This window comes from Lysobacter sp. Soil_C_15 (assembly GCF_057657315.1).
Window position 1 is genome coordinate 139,613 of sequence record NZ_JBDGIR010000003.1, and the last position, 20,100, is coordinate 159,712.

Consider the following 20,100-nt stretch of genomic DNA (forward strand, 5'->3'; position numbering starts at 1 on the left):
GCCGGGCGGTTGCGGCAGCGGGGCGCGGATTCACGTCCGCCGGCACGCCACGCGGCCGTGGTGCCTGGCTGTCTGCCCGGCCGGCGTCGGCGTCGCGCCGGCGGGGGCGATCAAGGCCCGTGCCGGTGCAGCAGCGAGGTGTAGCGGGCGATGCTCTGATCGATGTGGTCGATGGCGAAGCTCGCCGACTCGGCCTCGATCGCGCCGGCCGCAGCGGCCACTGCGGCGGCGGCGCCGGCCAGGACGTCGCTGGCGAGCAGGCCGAGCGCGTCTTCGGCGGCCTGGGCGGTGTGCTGCTGGACCATCTCCTCGGACATGCGCTTGAGCAGCACGGCGTGGCTGGCCAGGGCGAGCTGGCTGACGCTGTCGAAATAGGCGGCGGCCGATTGCGCGACCTGGCCCGCGGCATCGCCTGACACCCGGTCCAGCGAGGCGATCGCGCGCGTGGCGGCCTCGGTGACGCGCTGGATATGGGCCTGGAGCTCGGCGGTCGGCGGCGGAGCGGGCGTGTCGGTCATGGGGCCTGGGTCCTGTGGCGTCGGAGGAAGGACACGGCCTGGACGGGCGGGCGCGGCGGGCGCTCGCGACGCGTCCCTGGCGTCGTGCTCCCTGACAAACGGCGGCAGGCGCGGCCGGGGGACAGGGCCCGGCGTTCGACTTTCGCCGGGTCGGCGAAACTGAGAACGCGGGTGCGGAACCGATCCGGCGAACGCGCCGCGCGCGTGCGCTGCGTCGCGGCTCAATCCACCCCGACCAGGGCGTCGATGTATTCGCGCAACGTGGTGTCGCCGCGGCGCGGCTCGCTGGCGGCGTGGCTGCCCTGGTCCAGGGTCAGCGCGGTCATCCGCGCGTACGACTCCGCGCCGGGCTGGGAGAAGCCGAGTTCGCGGAAGCGTTCGACCCAGCGCTCGCGCGGCACCACCTCGACCTCGACGCTGCGGTTCAGGGCGCTGGCGAAGCACGAGGCGACGTCGGCCGGGCAGTAGCGGCGTGGGCCTTCGACATACAGCGGCGGGCGCTCGATCTCGGCCGCGGTAAGCAGGTCGGCGGCGGCCAGGCCCAGGTCCTGCGGCGCGACCATCGGCAGCAGGAAATCGGCCGGGAAGAAGCTCTCCACCACGCCGCGCTCGCGCGCGGTGTCGAGCGCCGCGTCCCAGTTGCTCATGTAGTAGGCGGCGCGGATCGCGCGGTGCGCGATCGGCTGCAGGCGCAACGCCTGCTCCAGGTCGTAGAGCACGCCCAGGTCGCCGGCGCGTTGCGCGGGCTGGGCGCCATAGGTGGACTCGGCGACGATGCGCTCCAGCCGCGAACCGTGCAGGGCGTCGACGATCGAGCGCACCCCGGCCTGTTCGACCGCGTCGGTATCGGTGTCCGGCGGCGCCGGCGGGTTGAGCAGGAACAAACGCCGTCCGCGGGCGAAGATTTCGCGCAGGGCCTCGGTGTCGCCGACATCGGCCAGGGCGAAAGCGGCACCGCGGCGTTCCCAGGGTTCGCGCTTGTCCGGGTCGTGCGAGATCACCGTCACCGTCTCGCCGCGCGCCAGCAGTTCCCGGGTCAGGGCCGAGCCGACATGGCCGGTGCCGCCTAATACGATGTACACGTAGCTGTCTCCTTCCGAGCGTTCGGTCGAGGCAGCCTAGCCGGCGGACGATAAGGGTTCGGCCAAGACGATGTGAAGACTGCGTAGGCTGCGATGGCGGTCGCCTGGTTCAGCCGTCGTGCCCGCGCTGGGGTCCGGCGTGCGCCCGCCGCGCCCGCCAGGCGCTGCGGAACTCGCTCAGCGCCGGCCACACGCACAGCAGCAACGCCGGCGCGAGCACCGCCATCCACCCGGCCGGCGGCAGCGGCGGACGGCGCGGGCGCCAGCCCCAGCCGCCGTCGTCGGCGCCGTAACCGACGACGGCGATCGTCCAGGCCGCCACCGGCGCCGCGTCGAGCACGCTGTGCAGATGCTGCTCGATCGGGCGCAGGTCGCGCCGGCCGTAGGCGCTGCAGGTATCGCGATAGCCGACCCAGGCGTGCGCGGCGACCAGCGCGGCCAAAGCGAACAAGGGGCCTCGGCCGAGTTCGAAGGTCAGGGCGAGGATCGTGCCGCCGCCGATCAGCGCCAGTTGCAGCAGGTGCAGGCTCGATTCGCGCAAGCCGGAGGTGTGGGCCAGGTCGGTGCGGCGGTGACAGCGGAAATCCGCCCATCCGGCCGTCAGCCAGAGCAGGTAGGCCAGATACAGCGCCGCGATCATCGTTCCGGCGCCGCGGCGTCGTCGGCGTCGAGCTCGAACGGCGCCAGCGGCGCGTTGGCCGGGCCGTTCAGCACCGCCCCGTCCTGCGCGGCGAAGCGCGAACCGTGGCAGGGGCAGTCCCAGGATTTTTCCTGCGGGCTCCAGCGCACTGCGCAGCCCAAGTGCGGGCATCGCGCCGAGAACGCATGCAGCGCGCCGTCGCCGTCGCGGTACACCGCGACCCGGTGCAGCCCCTTGCGCACCACCGCGCCGCTGCCGCGTGCGAGGTCCTTCAACCCGTCGCCGAATTCCAGCCAGTCGCGGTACTGGGCGAGCACATTGGCGTTTTCGCGCAGCCAACCGCCAGCGGCGCGAACCGGTTTGCGCGCCGGGTCGTACAGATCGCGCCAGGGGTTGGCGCGGCCGACGATCAGGTCGCCGACCAGCATGCCGCCGATCACGCCGTGGGTGACGCCGTTGCCCGAGTCGCCGGTGATCACGTAAACATTGTCGGCGCCGCCGGCGTCGGCGCCGATGAAGCCCAGGCCGTCGACCGGTTCCAGCACCTGGCCGGACCAGGCGTGGCTGAAGCTCTCGACCAGCTCGGGAAACAGGCGCCGGGTCCAGGTCTGCAGCCGCACGTAGGCCTGCGGATCCTCGGCCTGGCCGGTCTTGTGATCCTCGCCGCCGACCAGCAACTGCCAGCGGCCGTCGCGCTCGGGGTCTTCGCGCAGGCGCAGGTAGTGATAGGGATCGCCGTCGTCCCAGAACAGCGCATCGGGCAGCATCGAGGGCACCGCGCCGGCGCGGCAGTCGCCGGCGACGACGTAGCTGCGATAAGGCGCTTGCTTGGTGTGGATGGACACCATTTCATGGAAAGGCACGTTGCTCGCGACCACCGCGGCCGCGGCGCGGATGCGCTGGCCCGAGCGCAGGCTCAGGCCGACTTCGTCGCCGCCGTCGACCGCGGTCACTTCAGCGCGGACGAAGCTCACCGCGCGGGCGCGCAGTTCTTCGGCCAGGGCCTCGAGCAGCCGGCCCATGTCGACCCGGGCCTGGTCCTGGAATTCGAGCAGCGCGCCCAACTGCGGCACGCCGGGCAGGCCGCGTTCGAGCAACGCCACCTTCAGTCCGGCATGGGCCGCGGCGTGGTACTCCTCGCGCAGCGGCGCCGGGTCGCCGTCGTGCGCGAACAGATAGCCGGGCACGCGGCGGAAACCGCAACGCTGCCCCTGGCGGCTGCAAAAGGCTTCGATCCAGTCGGTGGCCGCGGCATGGCTGGCCGCGGCCAGGCGCGCGCCGTCGCTGCCGTGCCAGCGGGCGAGGTGGCCGTAGCGATCGTCCAGGGCCGAGGCCAGATGCGCGGTGGTGCGCAGGGACTCGCCGGCGCCGAAACCGTCGCGGTCGAACACCGCGACATGGCGGCCCTCGTCGACCAGGTTCAGCGCGGTCGCCAGGCCGGCGATGCCGGCGCCGATCACCGCTACGTCGACGCGTTCGATGCCGTCCGGGGCCTGGAAGCATTCCTGGGTCAGCTCCTGCAGCGACGACCAGATCGGCAGGGTCATGGCGTTGCTCAACGGCTCGTCCTCCATCGGGGATGAACCGAACCTGCTACCGGCCGCGTTAAACACGCGCCAAGGGCCGCCGCGTCCGCATTCACGCGCAGCGGCGATGCGCTAACCAATCGTTGACGCAGCTCAGGCGCCGCTGTGTCGTCCGCGGCCGCCGTCGCGCTCGTTCGGGTTGCGGCGGCGTCGGTCGATCGCCCAGCCGACGATCGCGGTGAGCAGCAGGCAGGCGTTGGTGACGGTGAACACCCAGTTGCCGAGCAGCAGGCTGTACAGCACGAACCCGGCCGAGGCCGCGCATTGGCCGATGAACAGCCAGCGCGACAGCGAATCGTCGCCGCGCCATTGCTTGACGATCTGCCGGGTCAGGGTCGCCAACAGCACGGCCGAAGCGAGCCAGCCGATCAGGTCGACGTTCATACGGAACTCCCGACGAAACAAGCAGGCGGTAGGATCCGGCCGCGGTCGTGCAGCCGACGCGAACGGCGCGGCCGCCGACGACTCAACCGCGCGCAGCCTGCGCGGCGAGCCGGCGCGCCTCTTCGGCCGCGGCCTGGCGGCTGCCGGTCCAGTGCCGGGCGCGGCCTTGCAGCAGCGGTACGTCGTCGCGCCCGGGCGGACGCTCGTACACCTCCCAGCAGGCGATCCAGCGCAGGTCGTCGCCGGCGATCTGCGGTTCGGCCCAGCTCAGGGCGTAGCGGTCTGCGATTTTTTCCAGCATAGGGCGATTCCGTAACGGAGCTGCGGCGCAAAGGCCGCGCGGGGCAGGCGACGCGACCGGCGCGGTATCGCCGGCATCGATCATCGGCAGCCAGAATGTCGGATGCGTGTCGCACCGGTCGATATGGCGATGAGTGCGGCACCGGCGCGCGGATCATCGAGGCGACAGGCTGGAGCCTTGGCCGTTAACGGATCGTAGTCCGCCGGCTGCGCGCGCCGCGCGACGCCGCGCGATGCAGTCCCTGCACGACCGCAGCTTAACACCGTCGATGGGAGGCTGGGCGCGGTTCTTCAGCGCTGCGCCTCCATGCCGGCTCGTCGCCTGACCCTGGCCACCTTCAACGTCAACGGCATCCGCACCCGCCTGGCGCACCTGCTGGCGTGGCTGGAGCGCGAGCGGCCCGACATCGTCTGCCTGCAGGAACTCAAGAGTGCCGACGAAGGTTTTCCGGAGGCGGCGATCCGCGATGCCGGTTATGGCGCCTTGTGGCTGGGCCAGCGCTCCTGGAACGGTGTGGCCATCCTCGCCCACGGCAGCGAACCGGTGGAAAGCCGGCGCGGCTTGCCGGGCGACATGCGCGATACCCAGAGCCGTTATCTCGAGGCCGCCGTGCACGGCCTGCTGGTCGGTTGTCTGTACCTGCCCAACGGCAATCCGCAGCCGGGGCCGAAATTCGACTACAAGCTGGCCTGGTTCGACCGCCTGATCGACTACGCGGCCGGGTTGCAGCGCAGCCGCCATCCGGTGGCGCTGGCCGGCGATTTCAACGTGGTGCCGACCGATTTCGACATCTACGACCCGCGCCACTGGCGCAAGGACGCCTTGCTGCAACCGGAAAGCCGCGAGCGATACCGGGCGCTGCTCGCGCAGGGTTGGACCGATGCGCTGCGCGAGCGCCATCCGCAGCGACCGATGTTCACCTTCTGGGACTACTTCCGCCAGCACTGGCAGCGCGATGCCGGCTTGCGCATCGATCATGTCCTGCTCAACCGCGCACTGGCGCCGCGGCTGGCCGAAGCCGGGGTCGACCGCTGGGTGCGCGGCCTGGATAAGCCCAGCGATCACGCGCCGGCCTGGGTGCGGCTGAAGGCCGCCGCCGCGGCCGGCACGCGCAAGCCGGCGCCACGCAAGGCTTCCGTGCGCAAGCGCAGCGCGAGCTGAGCCTCAGCCCATCGCTGCGCGCAGATAGGGCGCGGTGCGGCTGGCCTTGGCGCGCGCCACCTGCGCCGGGGTGCCGGCGGCGACGATGCGGCCGCCCTCCTGGCCGGCGCCCGGGCCGACGTCGATCACCCAGTCGCTGTCGGCGACCACGCGCATTTCGTGCTCGACCACGATCACCGTATTGCCGTCGTCGACCAGGCCGTGCAGTTGCGCCATCAGTTTGTCGACATCGGCCGGATGCAGGCCGGTGGTCGGTTCGTCGAGTACGTACAAGGTGTCGCCGCGCTGGCGCCGCTGCAGTTCGGTGGCGAGCTTGATCCGCTGCGCTTCGCCGCCGGACAGTTCGGTCGCCGGCTGGCCCAGGCGCAGATAGCCCAGGCCGATGTCGTGCAGCAAGGCCAACGGACGCTGCAGGGCGGCCTCGTCGGCGAAGAACGCCAGCGCCTCGTCGACGGTCATCGCCAATACTTCGGCGATATCGCGTCCGTTCCACTGCACTTCCAGGGTCTTGTCGTTGTAGCGCCGGCCGTGGCAGGTCGGGCAGGGCGCGTACACGGTCGGCATGAACAACAGCTCGACCTGGACGAAGCCCTCGCCCTCGCAGGTATCGCAGCGGCCCTGAGCGACGTTGAACGAGAAGCGGCCGGCGCCGTAGCGGCGCGTTCGCGCCAGCGCGGTGCCGGCGAACAGCTTGCGCACGTGATCGAACAGGCCGGTGTAGGTGGCCAGATTGGAGCGTGGGGTGCGGCCGATCGGCTTCTGGTCGACGTTGACCAGACGCCGGATCGAATCGGCGCCGGCGTGCAGGCGACCGCCGGTGACCGCGACCGGACTCAGCGACGGCAGTTCGCCTTCGGTCTCCTCCGGCGCCGGTTCGTGGCCGAGGTGGGCGCCGACCAGATCGACCAGGGCCTGGCTGACCAGGCTGGACTTGCCCGAGCCGGACACGCCGGTGACCGCGGTGAAGGCGCGCAACGGGAAGCGCGCATCGAGATCGTGCAGGTTGTTGCGGCGGACGCCGCGCAGTTCCAGCCAGTCCGACACGGCGCGCGGCGCGCGTCCGGACGCCGCAGGCGGCGCGAACAGATAGCGTCCGGTATGCGAGCCGGCGACCGCGCCCAGCCCCTGCGGCGGCCCGCTGTACAGGACCTGCCCGCCGAGTTCGCCGGCGCCGGGGCCGACATCGACGATCCAGTCGGCGCGGCGCAAGGTGTCCAGGTCGTGCTCGACCACGAACAAGGTGTTGCCGGCGGCCTTGAGCTGGTTCAGCGCGTCGTGCAGGGCTTCGCCGTCGGCCGGATGCAGGCCGGCGGTAGGTTCGTCGAGCACGTAGACCACGCCGAACAGGTTCGAGCGCACCTGGGTCGCCAGCCGCAGGCGCTGCAGCTCGCCGGGCGACAGGGTCGGGGTGGTGCGGTCCAGGGCCAGATAGCCCAGGCCCAGCGCCTGCAGCGTGCCGATGCGCTCGACCAGGTCGTGGGCGATGCGCTGCGCGGCGATGCGCTTTTCCTCCGACAGGTTCGGCGTACGCCGCACGTCGGAGCTGCCGGTGTGGGCCAGGCCGCCGGCGGCCACGCGTTTGGCGATGTCGCGGCGTCCGGCGGCGCGGCTGCGGGTGGCGTTGTCGCTAGCGGCTTCGAAGCGGCCTTGCGCGGCCGGAGCCAGCGTTTCGGCGATCCGGTCCAGCGACAACTGCGAAAGGCGGCCGATATCGAGCCCGGCGAACGTCACCGACAGGGCTTCCGGCTTGAGCCGTCGGCCGTCGCATTGCGGACAGGGCGCGCCGGTCATGAACCGGGCCACGCGCTTTTTCATCTGCGCGCTCTGGGTGGTGGCGAAGGTGTGCAGGACGTATTTGCGCGCGCCCATGTAGGTGCCCATGTAGCTGGGCTCGGCCTTGCGCCGCAGCGCGGCGCGGGTCTCGGCCGGGGTGAAGCCGGCGTAGACCGGGGCGACCGGCTGTTCTTCGGTATACAGGATCCAGTCGCGGTCTTTTTTCGGCAGATCGCGCCAGGGCTTGTCGATGTCGTAGCCGAGCGTGACCAGGATGTCGCGCAGGTTCTGGCCGTGCCAGGCCGGCGGCCAGGAGGCGATCGCGCGCTCGCGGATGCTCAGCGACGGGTCGGGCACCATCGAGCGTTCGGTGACCTCGTACACATGGCCCAGGCCGTGGCAGTGCGGGCAGGCGCCCTGAGGGGTGTTCGGCGAGAAGTCCTCGGCGTACAGCATCGGCTGCCGCGGCGGGTAGTGGCCGGCGCGCGAATACAGCATGCGCAGCAGGCTGGACAGGGTGGTGACGCTGCCCACGGTGGAGCGCACGCTGGGACTGCCGCGTTGCTGCTGCAGGGCCACCGCCGGCGGCAGGCCTTCGATCGCGTCGACATCGGGCACGCCGACCTGGTCGATCAGGCGCCGCGCGTACGGCGACAGCGATTCCAGGTAGCGGCGCTGGGCTTCGGCGTAGAGGGTGCCGAAGGCCAGCGAGGACTTGCCCGAGCCGGACACGCCGGAGAACGCGACCAGGGCGTCGCGCGGCAGGTCTACGTCGACGTCCTTGAGGTTGTGCTCGCGCGCGCCGCGGACGCGGACGAAGGCATCGCCGTGGGCGCGGAGCGCGGAAGGTTTGCGGGGCGAAGTTCTAGCAGCCATAAGACGCTCGATCGTGACGGGGCGGTAGGCCGCGCCGGGGGAGGACAGACCGCTATGATCCGGCCCCGGGCGCCTTCAGACCAGGGCGCGATGCGGCCGCTCGCGTTGTCGAGCCGTCGCGGCGCCTATTCGTATAGGCGCTGGCAGCGTGGGCAGAAGAACGCGCGCCGTTGCGCCTTGCCGAGTTTGGGCCGGAAGCTCAATCGCTGGCCGTCGCGCGGACAGTGGGTCTTGGTATGCACCTGGAAATGCTGCTTCAGCACGTAGGCCTTCTTCCAGGCATAGAAGTCGAAGCTGTACTCGCGCGCCTGGCGGATCAGCTCGCCCAGCTTGCGCGAGGACAGCGCGCCGATCCGGCTTTCCGGGTGCACCCGGATGCGGTGCAGCACTTCGTTCTTGATGATGTTGCCGACTCCGGAGAACACCTGCTGGTCCAGCAGGACATCGGCGGCCAGCGCCTGCGGCCGCAGCGCCAGCTTGGCCCGGGCCTTGCGCGGGTTCCAGTCCGGGTTCATCACGTCCGCGCTCCAATCGTAGACCCGATCCAGGTCGTCCTCGATGAAGCGCACCGAGCAGGCGTAGAAGTTCAGGAACTCGCCCCGGTCGAAGCGCAGGCTCAGGCGCGGCGGGCTGTCGCGTTCTTCGTTGATCCGGTAGCTGCCGTAAAGCATGAAATGGATGCGCAAGGCGACGTCGTCGAATTCGAGCAGGAAGTGCTTGCCCCAGCTGCGCAGGCGGCGCAGGGTCCGGCCATGCAGGCGCTGGATGTCCTCGCGGCTGTTGCCGCCGACCCAGCGCACGCGGCGGCCGACGAAACCGGCCGCTGCTTCCTTGAGGATCGCGATGGTGGGACCTTCGGGCACGACCCAGTATCGGCAGCGGCGGGGTTAGGCTTGCGTCAACGGCGCACGCGTACGCGTCGACCGTGCAAGAAGTGCTGGCGTCCGCATTAATTGCCTGCAGCCGCGCACCGGGTGCCGCGCGCAGCAGCGCGGCAGGCGGCGCCGGACTGAGGCATCGGCGCTGGGCACGGAACTTGCGGCGTACTGGTCCAGTTCACCGCGAGACTGCCCATGGCCCGTCCTCCGAAGAAGCCGGCCGCCGCCAAGCCGGCGCCTGCCAGGTCCACCAAGTCCATCGGCCCGAAATCGGCCAGTCCCGGAACGACCGGCTCCAAAGCGAGCGGCCCCAAAGCGGCCGGCGCCAAGACGGCAAGCTCCAAAACAAGTTCCAAGACGGTTCGCCACAGCGGCCGCGCCCGTCCGGCCGCACCGCGCGAAGCGGCCGCCGCGCATTCGCCGCTGGCCAATCAGGTCCAGGCGGCCGACGCGCTGGCGCGCCGGTTCCCGTCCAACCCGAACAAGCCTGCCGAGCATGGCCGCGACGGCGCGCTGACGCCACCGCCGGGCGCCAGCGCCGACGCGGATCCGCTGGCGACGGCGAGCACCCTCAGCGAGAGCAGCCGCGGCGCCAAACTCGGTTCGCGCGCGACGCCGGGCGGCAATCCGACGGTCGCCGATCTGGACCGGGTCCGGGTCGACCCGTCGGCCCAGCGGCTGACCACCAACCAGGGCGTGCCCGTCGCCGACAACCAGAACTCGCTCAAGGCCGGCCTGCGCGGGCCGGCCTTGCTCAAGGACTTCATCCTGCGCGAGAAGATCACCCACTTCGATCACGAGCGCATCCCCGAGCGCATCGTCCATGCCCGCGGCTCCGGCGCGCACGGCTACTTCGAATGCTACGAGTCGCTGCGGCGGATCACCCGTGCCGCGCCGTTCGCCGAAGCCGGCAAGATCACCCCGGCGTTCGTGCGGTTTTCCACCGTAGCCGGCGAGCGCGGCTCCAAGGACACCGCCCGCGACGTGCGCGGCTTCGCGGTCAAGTTCTACACCGACGAGGGCAACTGGGACCTGGTCGGCAACAACATCCCGGTGTTCTTCATCCAGGACGCGATGAAGTTTCCCGACCTGGTGCACGCGGTCAAGCCCGAACCGCACCACGCCATGCCGCAGGCCGCTTCGGCCCACGATACGTTCTGGGACTTCGTGTCCCTGATGCCCGAATCCACCCACATGCTGCTGTGGCAGATGTCGGACCGGGCGATCCCGCGCAGCTACCGGATGATGCAGGGCTTCGGCGTGCACACCTTCCGCCTGGTCAACGAGCGCGGCGAGGCGACCCTGTGCAAGTTCCACTGGACGCCCAAGCTCGGCACCCACGCCCTGACCTGGGACGAGGCGGTGAAGATTTCCGGCTGCGATCCGGACTATCACCGGCGCGACTTGTGGGAGGCGATCGAGGCCGGCGCTTTCCCCGAGTACGAACTGGGACTGCAACTGTTCGGCGAGGAACAGGCGGCGAAGTTCAGTTTCGACGTGCTCGACGCGACCAAGCTCGTGCCCGAGGAGTTGGTGCCGGTGATGCCGGTCGGCCGGCTGGTGCTGAACCGCAACCCGGACAATTTCTTCGCCGAGACCGAGCAGGTCGCGTTCTGCACCGCGCACGTGGTGCCCGGCATCGACTTCACCAACGACCCCTTGCTGGCCGGGCGCATCCACTCCTATGTGGATACCCAGCTGCTGCGCCTGGGCGGGCCGAACTTCCACGAGATTCCGATCAACGCGCCGATCGCGCCGGTGCACAATAACCAGCGCGACGGCTTCCATCGCCAGGCGATCCACCGCGGGCGGGTCTCTTACGAACCCAACAGCCTGGGAGGCGGTTGTCCGTTCCAGGCCGGAGGCGCCGGCTTCGTGTCCTTCCCCGAGCCGATCCGCGCCGACGAACTGCGCGCCAAGCCGGAGAAGTTCGCCGAGCACTACAACCAGGCCCGCCTGTTCTTCGACAGCCAGAGCCCGGCCGAGCGGGCGCATATCGTCGCCGCGTTCCGCTTCGAGCTGAGCAAGGTGATGGTGCCGGCGATCCGCGAACGGGTGGTGTCGATGCTCGCCAACGTGTCGGACGATCTGGCCGCCGGCGTCGCCGCGGGGTTGGGCATCGCGGTGCCCGAGCCGATGCCGCGCGCGCTGGCGCGCTCGCCGAAACCGGAAGTGCGGCAGTCGCCGCCGTTGTCGATGCTGGCGCGGCCGGGCGAGGGCGGCATCCAGACCCGTCGCGTCGCGGTGGCGATCGCCGACGGCGTGGATGCAGGCGTGGTCAAGGCGGTGCGCGAGGCGCTGGTCAGCGCCGGCGCGGCGCCGCGCCTGGTCGGGCCGCGGGTCGGCCGGGTGCTCGCCGCCGACGGCAGCGCGTTCGAGGCCGAGGCCTCGTTCGAGAACGAACCGTCGGTACTGTTCGACGCGCTGGTGTTGCCGGACGGCGCGGCAGCGGTCGAGCGGCTGCGCGCGGACGGCCGCGTCGCCGAATACATCAAGGATCAGTACCGGCACTGCAAGTCGATCCTCGCCATCGGCGCGGCGCGAGCTCTGCTGGAGAGCGCGGGCGCCGGGGGCCGCCTGCCCGACGGCGAGCCGGATCCGGGTTTGGTGCTGAGCGATGCGCAGGCATTGCACCCGGCCATCGAGCGTTTCATCGACGCGGTCGCGGCCCACCGTCACTGGCGGCGCGAGACCGATCCGCCCCTGGTATGAAGCGGCGCTCCGCTGCGACGCGCCATCGAAAAAGGCTGAAAAGCCCAGGTCTTTGACGGCGGCCACGACGTGCGCGTGGACCGCCATCCCGATCCGACCAAGACGCGCGCGAGAGCCGAGGATTTGCCGATGAAACCGACCACGTATCCGCCCGCCACGCCGACCGATTACGCCGGCCGCGGAGTGCGCAACCGACCGACCGTCGACCTGGCCAGTCCGGTACCGGCGCCCGAGCCGGAACCCGCCCCGGAATCCAGCCCCGAATCCGGCGTCGATCGCGGTTGCCTGTCCGAACCCGTTCGCAGCCGCGTCGCCGTACATGGTCCGGAGCAGGCCGCCTCGCCGTGGCGCCGCCTGCAGGCAGCGATACGCGAGCGCCCGATGCCGGCGTTCGCGGCCGCGATCGTCTGCGGCTGCTTGCTGGGCGCGAGTACACGGGGCAGGCGTGCGCGGCATCGGCCTGACGATCGCAGGTAGACAGCGGGGGCAGGGGCCGACGCGCGCCGCAGGTCGTCGGTCAGACCGCGAGAATGCAGGCGCGCCGGCAAGCGCACCGCGTTAGGGGTCGTCGGTTTCCGTCCAGGCGGCCAGGTTCGCCAGGGCCGAGCGCCAGGCCCGTTCCTGGTCCTGGCCCGCCAGGCCCGGCGGAATCCGGTCGTGTACGAGCAGCAGATCGGTGCCGTGGCCGGTCTCTTCGAGCAGGAAGGCCAAGCCCATTTCGCCGAACGAGTCGGGATCGGCGGCTTCGCGCTCCAACAGCAGCACTACCTTGCGCCATGGAACCAAGGCGCTGAAGCAGCCGCGATAAGTCTCGACCCGCGGGCCGCCAGGCAGCGGGCCCGGGGCCGCCGGATACAGCAGCGAATAGCGCAACCGCCCGCCCTGGCAAGGGTCGAAGCGGTGCAGGCGGCAGAGCGCACCTTCGGGCGCGATCCAGGTCTGCCAGGCGCGCGGATCCAGCAGGGCCTCGTAGACGCGCGCGCTATCGGCGCGCAGCTGCCGCTTGATCCGGATGCAGAGGGAGCGCGCCGGTGCGTACCGGCTGCGCTCCGGTGGGCGGCCGTACCTGTTCTCGGCCGAACCTGTTTCCAGCCGCGCCTGCATGCAGGAACGATCAGGCGACCGGACGCCGGCCGCGGATCAGCGAAATGACCGCCAGGACCAGGAACACCACGAACAGGATCCAGGCGATGCTGCTGGCGGTGCCGGCGATGCCGGTGAAACCCAGCACGGCGGCGATCAGGGCGATGACGAAGAAGATGACGGCATAGCGAAGCATGGAGTTCTCCTTGGCGATGGCCGCGGGGCGGCCGATGTGGAACGCGGGCTGCGCGCGCGGCGCAGTCAGGACGATGGACCGCCGGCGGCCGGGGAGAGCGCCGATATCCATCGACGATCGAGCTCGCTGCGGTCCGCGGCATCGGCGGCGAGGACATTCAGGCCTTGGCGATAGGCGCGTATTTCACGCTCGAAGCAACTGTCGTCGAGCGAAGCGCGCAGGAACGCAATCGCGGCCTCCAGGGCGCACAGCTCCAGGTCGAGTCGAGCGTTTCGCATCGGTGCCTCCTTCGCCTCGGGGAGCGCGGTTTGCGCTCCGCGACTGCCGTTCGATACATCGCAAACCTGCGGTCTTGAGCCGAAGCTAGATCAGCATTCGCTAGGGCCGCGTCAATGCAGAGGACGGATCGCTATGCACGGCGCTAACGCGGCCGGCGATGTTCAGCCAGGATTCCGTCGACTTGCTTCGCCAACCTGCTGCGCCAACGCGTTCGACCGGCTCGTTCCGTCGGCCGTTTCGACGCGCCGATCGTACTGTTGCCGCTAGACGGCTCGGCTGGGTTTTCTCACCGGCTTCACGTAGGCCGGCACGGACACATGCAGCCGATCGAACTCGGCCGCATCGTGCGAGCAGAAAATGCGCACCGAGGGTTCGCTGCGGGACAGCTCGCGCAGTCGGCGCCGGTTGTCCAAGCGCACGTCGCGGTCGGTTTGCATCAGGCTTTGGTACAGGCCCAGCCCGGCCGGACAGCTCGGCTCGGCCGCGTGCAGCTCGTCGTGATGGAAGTAGGCGTCGCCGGCCAGCAACTGCCAGCGCTGGCCGTCGTCGACCGCGATGCCGCAGTGGCCGGCGGTGTGGCCTGGCAGGGGCAGCATCAGGATCTCCGGCGGCAACTGGGCGAGTTGGTGCACGCAGTCGAAGCCGAACCAGGTCTCGCCCTGGGTGCGGTACTGGATCCAGCGCACGTTGTGGCCCCACTGGCTGCGCCGGTAGCGGCGTCGCGCCAGTCGCTCCGATGCGTGCAGCGCGGCCTGCAGTTCCTCAGCGTATATGTGCACGCGCGCGCGCGGAAAATCCTGGATCCCGCCGGCATGGTCGAAATCCAGATGGGTGAGGACGATATCGCGCACATCGGCGGTGGAGTAGCCGAGTGCGGCGATCTGCGCGTGCGCGGTTTCGGCCAGGGCGTAGCGCGGATGCAACAGGGCGGTCAGGCTGCGGCTCAAGCGCGGATGCGGATGCGACACATCGTTCAGTCCCAGGCCGGTATCGACCAGAATCAGCCGGTCCGCGGTTTCGATCAACAGGCAATGGCAGACCAGCCGCGCTCGCCGCAGTCCCGGCGTGCGGCCGTCGAAGAAATGTCCGCCGAGCGGACAGAAGGTGGCGCAGTTGAGATGGTGCACGCGCATCGGCGACTCCCGGATCAGGCTTCGTACTGCGTGGGCGGTGGCGACCGGCGGAGGCTGGGCGCGACCGGCGGTCATGCACGATCACGCAACATCCATGCCATTGGCGACGCTGCGCCGCGGGCGCGCGGAGGCGGACGGCGGCCAAGCCGTGGGCGCAGTTCGCGAACCCGGGTGCAGGAGTTGCCGGCCAGCGCGGCGGCGGCCGGAGCGTCAGGCAGCCGACACGTTTACGCCGCATCCACGCCGGGTTAATGCGCCCTTGGCGCCCGGGCTACGAGCCGCTTACGCCGAGGCATGCAGCTTGATAGCCATCCCGGCATGGCCACTTCGGCGCGATGCAGGGCCTACCTGGAGAACGCTCATGGCAAACCCCAACGATCCGCGCGCTTCGCAATCGAACCGCGACCTCAATCGCGACCCCATCACCGGTGCGCCCGGTTCGCATCCGGTCGGCGTCGGCCTCGGCGGCGCCAGCGGCGCGGCCGCCGGCGCAGCCGTCGGCGCGCTCGGCGGGCCGATCGGCGCCTTGATCGGCGCCGGCATCGGCACGGTCGCAGGCGCCGCGGTCGGCAAGGATCTGGCCGAACGCGTCGACCCGACCGGCGAAGCCGAGTACTGGCGCGACGAGTACGCTCATCGGCCGTACTACAACCAGCAATACGATTACGACAAGGACTATGCGCCGGCCTACGGCTACGGCGGCGAGGCGCGCTATCGCTACGCCGGCCGCGCCTGGGACGCGGCCATCGAGACCGAACTGGAGCGCGGCTGGAGCAACGCGCGCGACCGGTCGCGCCTGGATTGGGCGGCGGCCATGCCGGCGGTGCGCGACGCCTGGGACCGCGCCGACCGCAGCTATCGGGCGTACGACGCCACCGACCGCTATCACGCGGCGCGCTTCGATCAGGTCGACTACCGCGACCCGCAAGCGAACTACGACGACTATCGGCCGGCGTACCGCTACGGCACTCAGGCACGCCATCAGTACGGCGACCGCGCCTGGGACGACCGCCTGGAAAGCGATCTCGGCCGCGGTTGGGACCGGGTCAAGGGTCAATCGCGCCTGGGCTGGGAAAAGGCCAAGGCCGCGGTCCGCGACGCCTGGCACAGCGTCGAGCGCGCCCTGCCGGGCGATGCCGACCGCGACGGCCGATGAATGGCGGTGTTCGCGGGCCGGCGACGGAATCCGATCGCCGGTCCGCGGTGCGCAACGCAGCGGCGCACGGCTGCGAAGACGCGGAGCACGGCATAGACGATGCGCAACTGTGGCAGCGCGAACGCGATTTCTGGCTGAGCCCGGCGGCGGACAACGCCGCCAGGCTCAGCCCGCATTGTCTGATGGCGTTCGCACCGCCGACCGGCATCCTGCGCGGCCGCGAGGCCGTCCTGGACAGCCTGCGCGCCGCGCCGCGCTGGACCGCGGTGGAACTGGAGCAGCCCACGCTGGAACGGGCCGATCCGGATACCGCGGTGCTGGCCTATCGCGCGCTCGGCTCTCGGCCGGGCGCGCCGCCGTACCGCGCCTATTGCAGCTCGACTTATCGCCGCGACGGCGGCGATTGGCGCTTGATCCAGCATCAGCAAACCCCGATCGCGTCTTGACGCGGCGGGCGCGGGCCGCGGCGTAAAGTGCGACCGGTTGCCCAGGTATCCCGCCGATGACCGAGGTCTCGCTGATCAAGCGCAAGCGTTGGAGCCGCAAGCAGGTGCTGTGGGCGCTGGCGATCGCGGTCCTGGCGACCGCGCTGGCGCTGCTGGTGTCGGTCAATCTGATCGGGCCGGAAAAGCGCCTGCGCCAGTTGCCGCCGCATGCCTATTCGGTGACCGACCGGCAGTTCCGCCGCGAGATGGCGGTGGCGCTGGGGCCGACCATTCTCGACGGCAACCGGGTCGAGGCGCTGCAGAACGGCGACGAGATCTTCCCGGCGATGCTGCAGGCGATCGCCGCGGCGCAGCGCTCGATCACTTTCGAAACCTACATCTACTGGTCGGGCCGGATCGGTCAGCAATTCAGCGCAGCCCTGTCCGAGCGCGCGCGCGCCGGAGTGCGCGTGCACGTCACCCTGGACTGGCTAGGCAGCACCAAGATGGACGAGGAGCTATTGCGGCAGATGCGCCAGGCCGGGGTCCGCATCGAGCAGTACCGGCCGATCCGCTGGTACACCTGGGACCGGCTCAACAACCGCACCCACCGCAAGCTGCTGGTGGTCGACGGCCGGGTCGCGTTCACCGGCGGCGTCGGCATCGCCGACCAGTGGCTGGGCCACGCCCAGGACGCCGAGCACTGGCGCGAAAGCCATTTCCGCGTCGAAGGGCCGGTGGTCGGCCAGTTCCAGGCCGCGTTCAACGACAACTGGATCAAGATGACCGGCCAGGCCCTGCGCGGGCCGGAGTACTTCCCGCCGCTCGCGCCGGTCGGTTCGACCGAAGCGCAGTTGTTCCTGAGCTCGCCGGCCAGCGGCAGCGAAAGCATGCACCTGATGTATCTGATGGCGATCGCCGCCTCCAACCGCGAGATCGACCTGGCCGCGTCCTACTTCGTGCCCGACGACCTGATCCTGTTGGCGCTGCTGCAGGCCCGCCATCGCGGCGTGCGCATCCGCATCCTGGTGCCGGGCGCGCACACCGACTCGGAAGTGGTGCGCTACGCCTCCAAGGCGCAGTGGGGGCGCTTGCTGGACGCCGGCGTGGAATTCTACGAGTACCGGCCGACCATGATGCACGTCAAGCTGTTGATCGTAGACGGCGAATTCGTCTCGGTCGGTTCGACCAATTTCGACATCCGTTCGTTCCGGCTCAACGACGAGGCCAGCCTGAACCTGTTCGACCGCGAGTTCGCCGGGCGCATGCGGGCGGTGTTCGAGCGCGACCTGGAAAATTCCTCGGTCTATACCGCGGCGATGTGGCGCGAACGGCCGCTCGGCCAGCGCATCGGCGAACTGCTGGTGCGGCCGTTGCGGGCCCAGTTGTAAGCGCGGACGGACGGCTCAGGGCCGGACCCAGCGCGCCGCCGCGGTCGCCGCGCCGATCGAGTCGCGCAGCAACTTCAAAGCCCGTTCCGAACGCGCGCGCGACGGCGCGGCGACGCAATCGGAGGGCACGTGCACGGCGAGCTCGCGCATATGCGCGTCGATCGCGGTCGCGGCGATGCAGACGTCGGTCGACACGCCGCCGATCACCACCCGTTCGGTCTGGCACTGCTCCAGCAGGATCGCCAGCGGGGTGGAGTGGAAAGCCGAGTGCTTGGGCTTGAGCACGTAGTAGTCGTCCGGCTGCGGCGCCAACAACTCGGCCAGCGGCGCGCCGAGGCTGCCGGGCTGGCGGCAGACCGCGACCAGTTCGCGGAAGTCGGCATGCCATTGGCCGAAGTTGTCGTTGGCGTAGATCACCGGTGCGCCGACTTCGACGAAGCGCCGCTTGAGCGCGGCGATGCGGCGCGCCGCCGGCACGGCCAGGCGCAGCAGCGCCGGACCGCCCGGGAAGTCGAGCAGGTTGATCATGTCGATGATCAGCAGCGCGGTGCCGCGCGGGGCCGGAGGCATGTTCAGTCCTCGCGCACCCGCGCCGCGGGTACGGCGGAGCGGGGCGACCCGCCCTGCTTCAAGCCGCTTCGGCTTCGTCGTGGATGCTGAGCCAGGCCGCTTCGGCGACTTCGATCGCGCGGATCCAGTTCAACCGCGAGCCCTGCCGGACCTGGGCATAGCGTTCTTCGAGATCGGCCACCAAGTCCTTGAAGCAGGCCTCGGGATGGTCGCCGCGGGCGGCGATGCCGAGATAGATCGCCGGGGCGTAGTCGGAGAAGGTCAGGCCTTCGCGGTAGAAGGGGGCGTGCTTGTAGTGGCTCGCCCAGTAGCTGAGCGAACGCAGCTGCGCAGCGTGCATGACGCACTCTCCGGCTGACCACCCCCTGCGCCTTCACCCTAGGCCCGGGGCTGTGAAGGCCGCGTTGTGCGCCGGGCTGTGACCAAGCCGTCCGCCGCCGGGACCAACGCCATTGCCGCTGGCGGCCGCGATCGGCTATCACATCGTCCGGGGGCGCCACGACGGCGCCGGCGCGGGAGATGCGGTCGATGCGGCAAAGCAAGAGCAAGCGGGCAGGGATGCGGCGAGCGGCAACGGCATGGGCGGCGATCGGACTGGCGGCGCTGGCGGCGACCGGCACCGCGGCCGGCGCGCCGAAGGGCGCGGCGTATGCGCCTGTGTTCGAACAGGTCTGGTCCACCGTCGAGCGCAACTTCTACGACCCCGGTTTCCACGGTGCGGACTGGGCCGCGGTCGGGCGTCGTTACCGCGGCCGCCTGGGCGATGTCGGCGACGACGCGGCGTTCCAGGCCTTGATCGGGCAAATGCTGGGCGAGCTGAAGGTCTCGCATGTCGCGCTGTCGGCGCCGGCCGGCAGCGCCGCGCGTGCGCGCGGCATCGGCGCGCGCTTCGGCACGGTCGAGGGCGCGGCCACGGCGGTCGAGGTCTCGCCGCTGAGCGACGCCTGGCGGCAGGGCCTGCGCCCGGGCGATCGCCTGTTGAGCCCGGCCGATGCGGTGGCCGGGGCGCTCGGCAGCCGCGCCGAGCTGATCGTGCAGCATTGCGCCGGCCAGACCCGGGCGCTGCAGGTCGCCCGGGTCGGACTCAGCGCCGCCGAACATCCCGGATGGCGCTGGAGCCGTTACTCGCCGCGCAAGGGCCTGAGCCTGGGCTACCTGCGCGTGGATCGTTTCGACGACGGCGCCGCGGCCCTGGCCGACAGCGCGATGAGCGAATTGGGCGATACCCAGGGCCTGATCCTGGACCTGCGCCGCAACAGCGGCGGAAACACCTCGGCGCTGCGCCTGGCCAGTTATTTCATGCAGCCGGGCGAACGCCCGGTGTTCGCCCTGTATGCGCGGTCCTATCTGCAGTCGCTGGGCCGGCGGCCGAGCGCGGCCGACATCGCCCAAGGGCCGAAGACCGTCGGCGCCTATACCGATGCGGCGGTGTTCGAGGCGATCGGCGCGCAGCGCGGCGCGGCGGTGTTCCACTCCGACCCCTTGGCCGGCAAGCCGCGCTATCGCGCGCCGGTGGTGGTGCTGATCGACGGCGAGACCGCCAGCGCAGGCGAAGGCTTCGCCTGGGCGATGCGCCTGTACAGCGGCGCGCGTCTGTACGGCCGCGACAGCGCCGGCGAACTGCTGAGCGGCGAGAACTTCGAGTTGGCCGGCGGCTGGACCCTGACCGTGCCGGTGCACGGGCTGTGGGCGGCGGACGGACGCGACCTGGGCGACCGGCCGCTGACGCCGGACCGGCGCATCGAATGGACCCGCGCCGATCTGTGCGGCGGCCGCGATCCGGATCTGGATGCGGCGATCGAGGCCTTGAGCGCCGGGGGCGAGATGAAAGCCGAGAGGAACGAGTAGACAGTAGTCGGTGCAAGGGGGGAGCGGCGAGTTGCCGAGGATGGCTGCCTGCTCCGGCTGCTCGTTGCTTCGCAGTCGCTCTTCGCTCCTGACCTGAACAGGCCCTCC

The 20,100-nt window shown here is 70.5% G+C and carries 21 protein-coding genes; 7 read left to right on the forward strand and 14 right to left on the reverse strand.

Annotated elements, in window-relative coordinates:
- Positions 1-110: 110 nt before the first annotated feature.
- The 6 genes from AC3A57_RS08580 to AC3A57_RS08605 form a co-directional block, all read right to left on the reverse strand.
- Positions 111-518, reverse strand: a complete 408-nt coding sequence (locus AC3A57_RS08580; RefSeq protein WP_487578528.1) for a hypothetical protein — start codon at positions 516-518, stop codon at positions 111-113.
- A 221-nt stretch (positions 519-739) separates the two neighbouring features.
- Positions 740-1,600 (reverse strand): NAD(P)H-binding protein, encoded by an 861-nt coding sequence (locus AC3A57_RS08585; protein WP_487578529.1) that lies wholly within the window; start codon positions 1,598-1,600, stop codon positions 740-742.
- A gap of 109 nt (positions 1,601-1,709) precedes the next feature.
- Positions 1,710-2,240, reverse strand: coding sequence for a hypothetical protein (locus AC3A57_RS08590; RefSeq protein ID WP_487578530.1), 531 nt, complete (start codon positions 2,238-2,240; stop codon positions 1,710-1,712).
- The gene (locus AC3A57_RS08595; RefSeq protein WP_487578531.1) at positions 2,237-3,799 is read right to left on the reverse strand and encodes an FAD-dependent oxidoreductase; all 1,563 of its coding nucleotides are present in this window, start codon (positions 3,797-3,799) and stop codon (positions 2,237-2,239) included. Before AC3A57_RS08595 ends, AC3A57_RS08590 begins: the two co-directional genes overlap by 4 nt.
- A 120-nt stretch (positions 3,800-3,919) precedes the next feature.
- Positions 3,920-4,210, reverse strand: coding sequence for a hypothetical protein (locus tag AC3A57_RS08600; RefSeq protein ID WP_487578532.1), 291 nt, complete (start codon positions 4,208-4,210; stop codon positions 3,920-3,922).
- A gap of 82 nt (positions 4,211-4,292) precedes the next feature.
- The gene (locus tag AC3A57_RS08605; RefSeq protein ID WP_487578533.1) at positions 4,293-4,511 is read right to left on the reverse strand and encodes a hypothetical protein; all 219 of its coding nucleotides are present in this window, start codon (positions 4,509-4,511) and stop codon (positions 4,293-4,295) included.
- Positions 4,512-4,817: 306 nt separating this feature from the next.
- Here AC3A57_RS08605 and xth point away from each other — a divergent pair, with 306 nt between their 5' ends.
- Positions 4,818-5,672 carry an exodeoxyribonuclease III gene (gene xth, locus AC3A57_RS08610; protein WP_487578534.1) on the forward strand — a complete coding sequence of 285 codons (855 nt, stop codon included), beginning with the start codon at positions 4,818-4,820 and terminating at the stop codon, positions 5,670-5,672.
- Positions 5,673-5,675: 3 nt separating this feature from the next.
- Here the strand turns inward: xth and AC3A57_RS08615 are convergent, their stop codons facing one another.
- Both AC3A57_RS08615 and AC3A57_RS08620 read right to left on the reverse strand, forming a co-directional pair.
- Complete coding sequence (locus AC3A57_RS08615; RefSeq protein WP_487578535.1) at positions 5,676-8,321, reverse strand: excinuclease ABC subunit UvrA; 2,646 nt, start codon at positions 8,319-8,321, stop codon at positions 5,676-5,678.
- A 125-nt stretch (positions 8,322-8,446) separates the two neighbouring features.
- On the reverse strand, positions 8,447-9,184 hold the full coding sequence (locus AC3A57_RS08620) for a DNA-formamidopyrimidine glycosylase family protein (RefSeq protein WP_487578536.1): 738 nt from the start codon (positions 9,182-9,184) through the stop codon (positions 8,447-8,449).
- Between the two features lie 210 nt (positions 9,185-9,394).
- On the opposite strand from AC3A57_RS08620, the gene AC3A57_RS08625 reads away from it, so the two are divergent.
- A complete protein-coding gene (locus AC3A57_RS08625) occupies positions 9,395-11,911 on the forward strand; it encodes a catalase (protein ID WP_487578537.1) in 2,517 nt (838 codons plus the stop codon).
- A 75-nt stretch (positions 11,912-11,986) separates the two neighbouring features.
- Positions 11,987-12,388, forward strand: a complete 402-nt coding sequence (locus AC3A57_RS08630) for a hypothetical protein (protein ID WP_487578538.1) — start codon at positions 11,987-11,989, stop codon at positions 12,386-12,388.
- Positions 12,389-12,469: 81 nt separating this feature from the next.
- Here the strand turns inward: AC3A57_RS08630 and AC3A57_RS08635 are convergent, their stop codons facing one another.
- The 4 genes from AC3A57_RS08635 to AC3A57_RS08650 all read right to left on the reverse strand — a co-directional run bounded on the left by AC3A57_RS08635 (position 12,470) and on the right by AC3A57_RS08650 (position 14,602).
- Positions 12,470-13,015 (reverse strand): SRPBCC domain-containing protein, encoded by a 546-nt coding sequence (locus tag AC3A57_RS08635; RefSeq protein ID WP_487578539.1) that lies wholly within the window; start codon positions 13,013-13,015, stop codon positions 12,470-12,472.
- 10 nt (positions 13,016-13,025) lie between these two features.
- The gene (locus tag AC3A57_RS08640; RefSeq protein ID WP_221672997.1) at positions 13,026-13,190 is read right to left on the reverse strand and encodes a DUF1328 domain-containing protein; all 165 of its coding nucleotides are present in this window, start codon (positions 13,188-13,190) and stop codon (positions 13,026-13,028) included.
- 65 nt (positions 13,191-13,255) lie between these two features.
- Entirely contained in the window at positions 13,256-13,468 is a 213-nt protein-coding gene (locus AC3A57_RS08645; protein ID WP_487578540.1) for a hypothetical protein, read from the reverse strand.
- Between the two features lie 264 nt (positions 13,469-13,732).
- Positions 13,733-14,602, reverse strand: a complete 870-nt coding sequence (locus AC3A57_RS08650) for an MBL fold metallo-hydrolase (RefSeq protein ID WP_487578541.1) — start codon at positions 14,600-14,602, stop codon at positions 13,733-13,735.
- A 361-nt stretch (positions 14,603-14,963) separates the two neighbouring features.
- Between AC3A57_RS08650 and AC3A57_RS08655 the strand changes: the two genes are divergently transcribed.
- The 3 genes from AC3A57_RS08655 to AC3A57_RS08665 all read left to right on the forward strand — a co-directional run bounded on the left by AC3A57_RS08655 (position 14,964) and on the right by AC3A57_RS08665 (position 17,574).
- Positions 14,964-15,758 (forward strand): glycine zipper domain-containing protein, encoded by a 795-nt coding sequence (locus AC3A57_RS08655; protein WP_487578542.1) that lies wholly within the window; start codon positions 14,964-14,966, stop codon positions 15,756-15,758.
- Positions 15,759-15,805: 47 nt separating this feature from the next.
- Entirely contained in the window at positions 15,806-16,204 is a 399-nt protein-coding gene (locus tag AC3A57_RS08660; RefSeq protein ID WP_487578543.1) for a DUF4440 domain-containing protein, read from the forward strand.
- Between the two features lie 104 nt (positions 16,205-16,308).
- Entirely contained in the window at positions 16,309-17,574 is a 1,266-nt protein-coding gene (locus AC3A57_RS08665) for a phospholipase D-like domain-containing protein (protein WP_487578834.1), read from the forward strand.
- Positions 17,575-17,589: 15 nt separating this feature from the next.
- Here AC3A57_RS08665 and AC3A57_RS08670 read toward each other — a convergent pair whose 3' ends face one another.
- Both AC3A57_RS08670 and AC3A57_RS08675 read right to left on the reverse strand, forming a co-directional pair.
- Positions 17,590-18,144 (reverse strand): cysteine hydrolase family protein, encoded by a 555-nt coding sequence (locus tag AC3A57_RS08670; protein WP_487578544.1) that lies wholly within the window; start codon positions 18,142-18,144, stop codon positions 17,590-17,592.
- Positions 18,145-18,202: 58 nt separating this feature from the next.
- Complete coding sequence (locus tag AC3A57_RS08675) at positions 18,203-18,484, reverse strand: hypothetical protein (RefSeq protein WP_487578545.1); 282 nt, start codon at positions 18,482-18,484, stop codon at positions 18,203-18,205.
- A 218-nt stretch (positions 18,485-18,702) separates the two neighbouring features.
- On the opposite strand from AC3A57_RS08675, the gene AC3A57_RS08680 reads away from it, so the two are divergent.
- Positions 18,703-19,992, forward strand: a complete 1,290-nt coding sequence (locus AC3A57_RS08680; protein ID WP_487578546.1) for a S41 family peptidase — start codon at positions 18,703-18,705, stop codon at positions 19,990-19,992.
- The last annotated feature ends 108 nt before the right edge of the window (positions 19,993-20,100 follow it).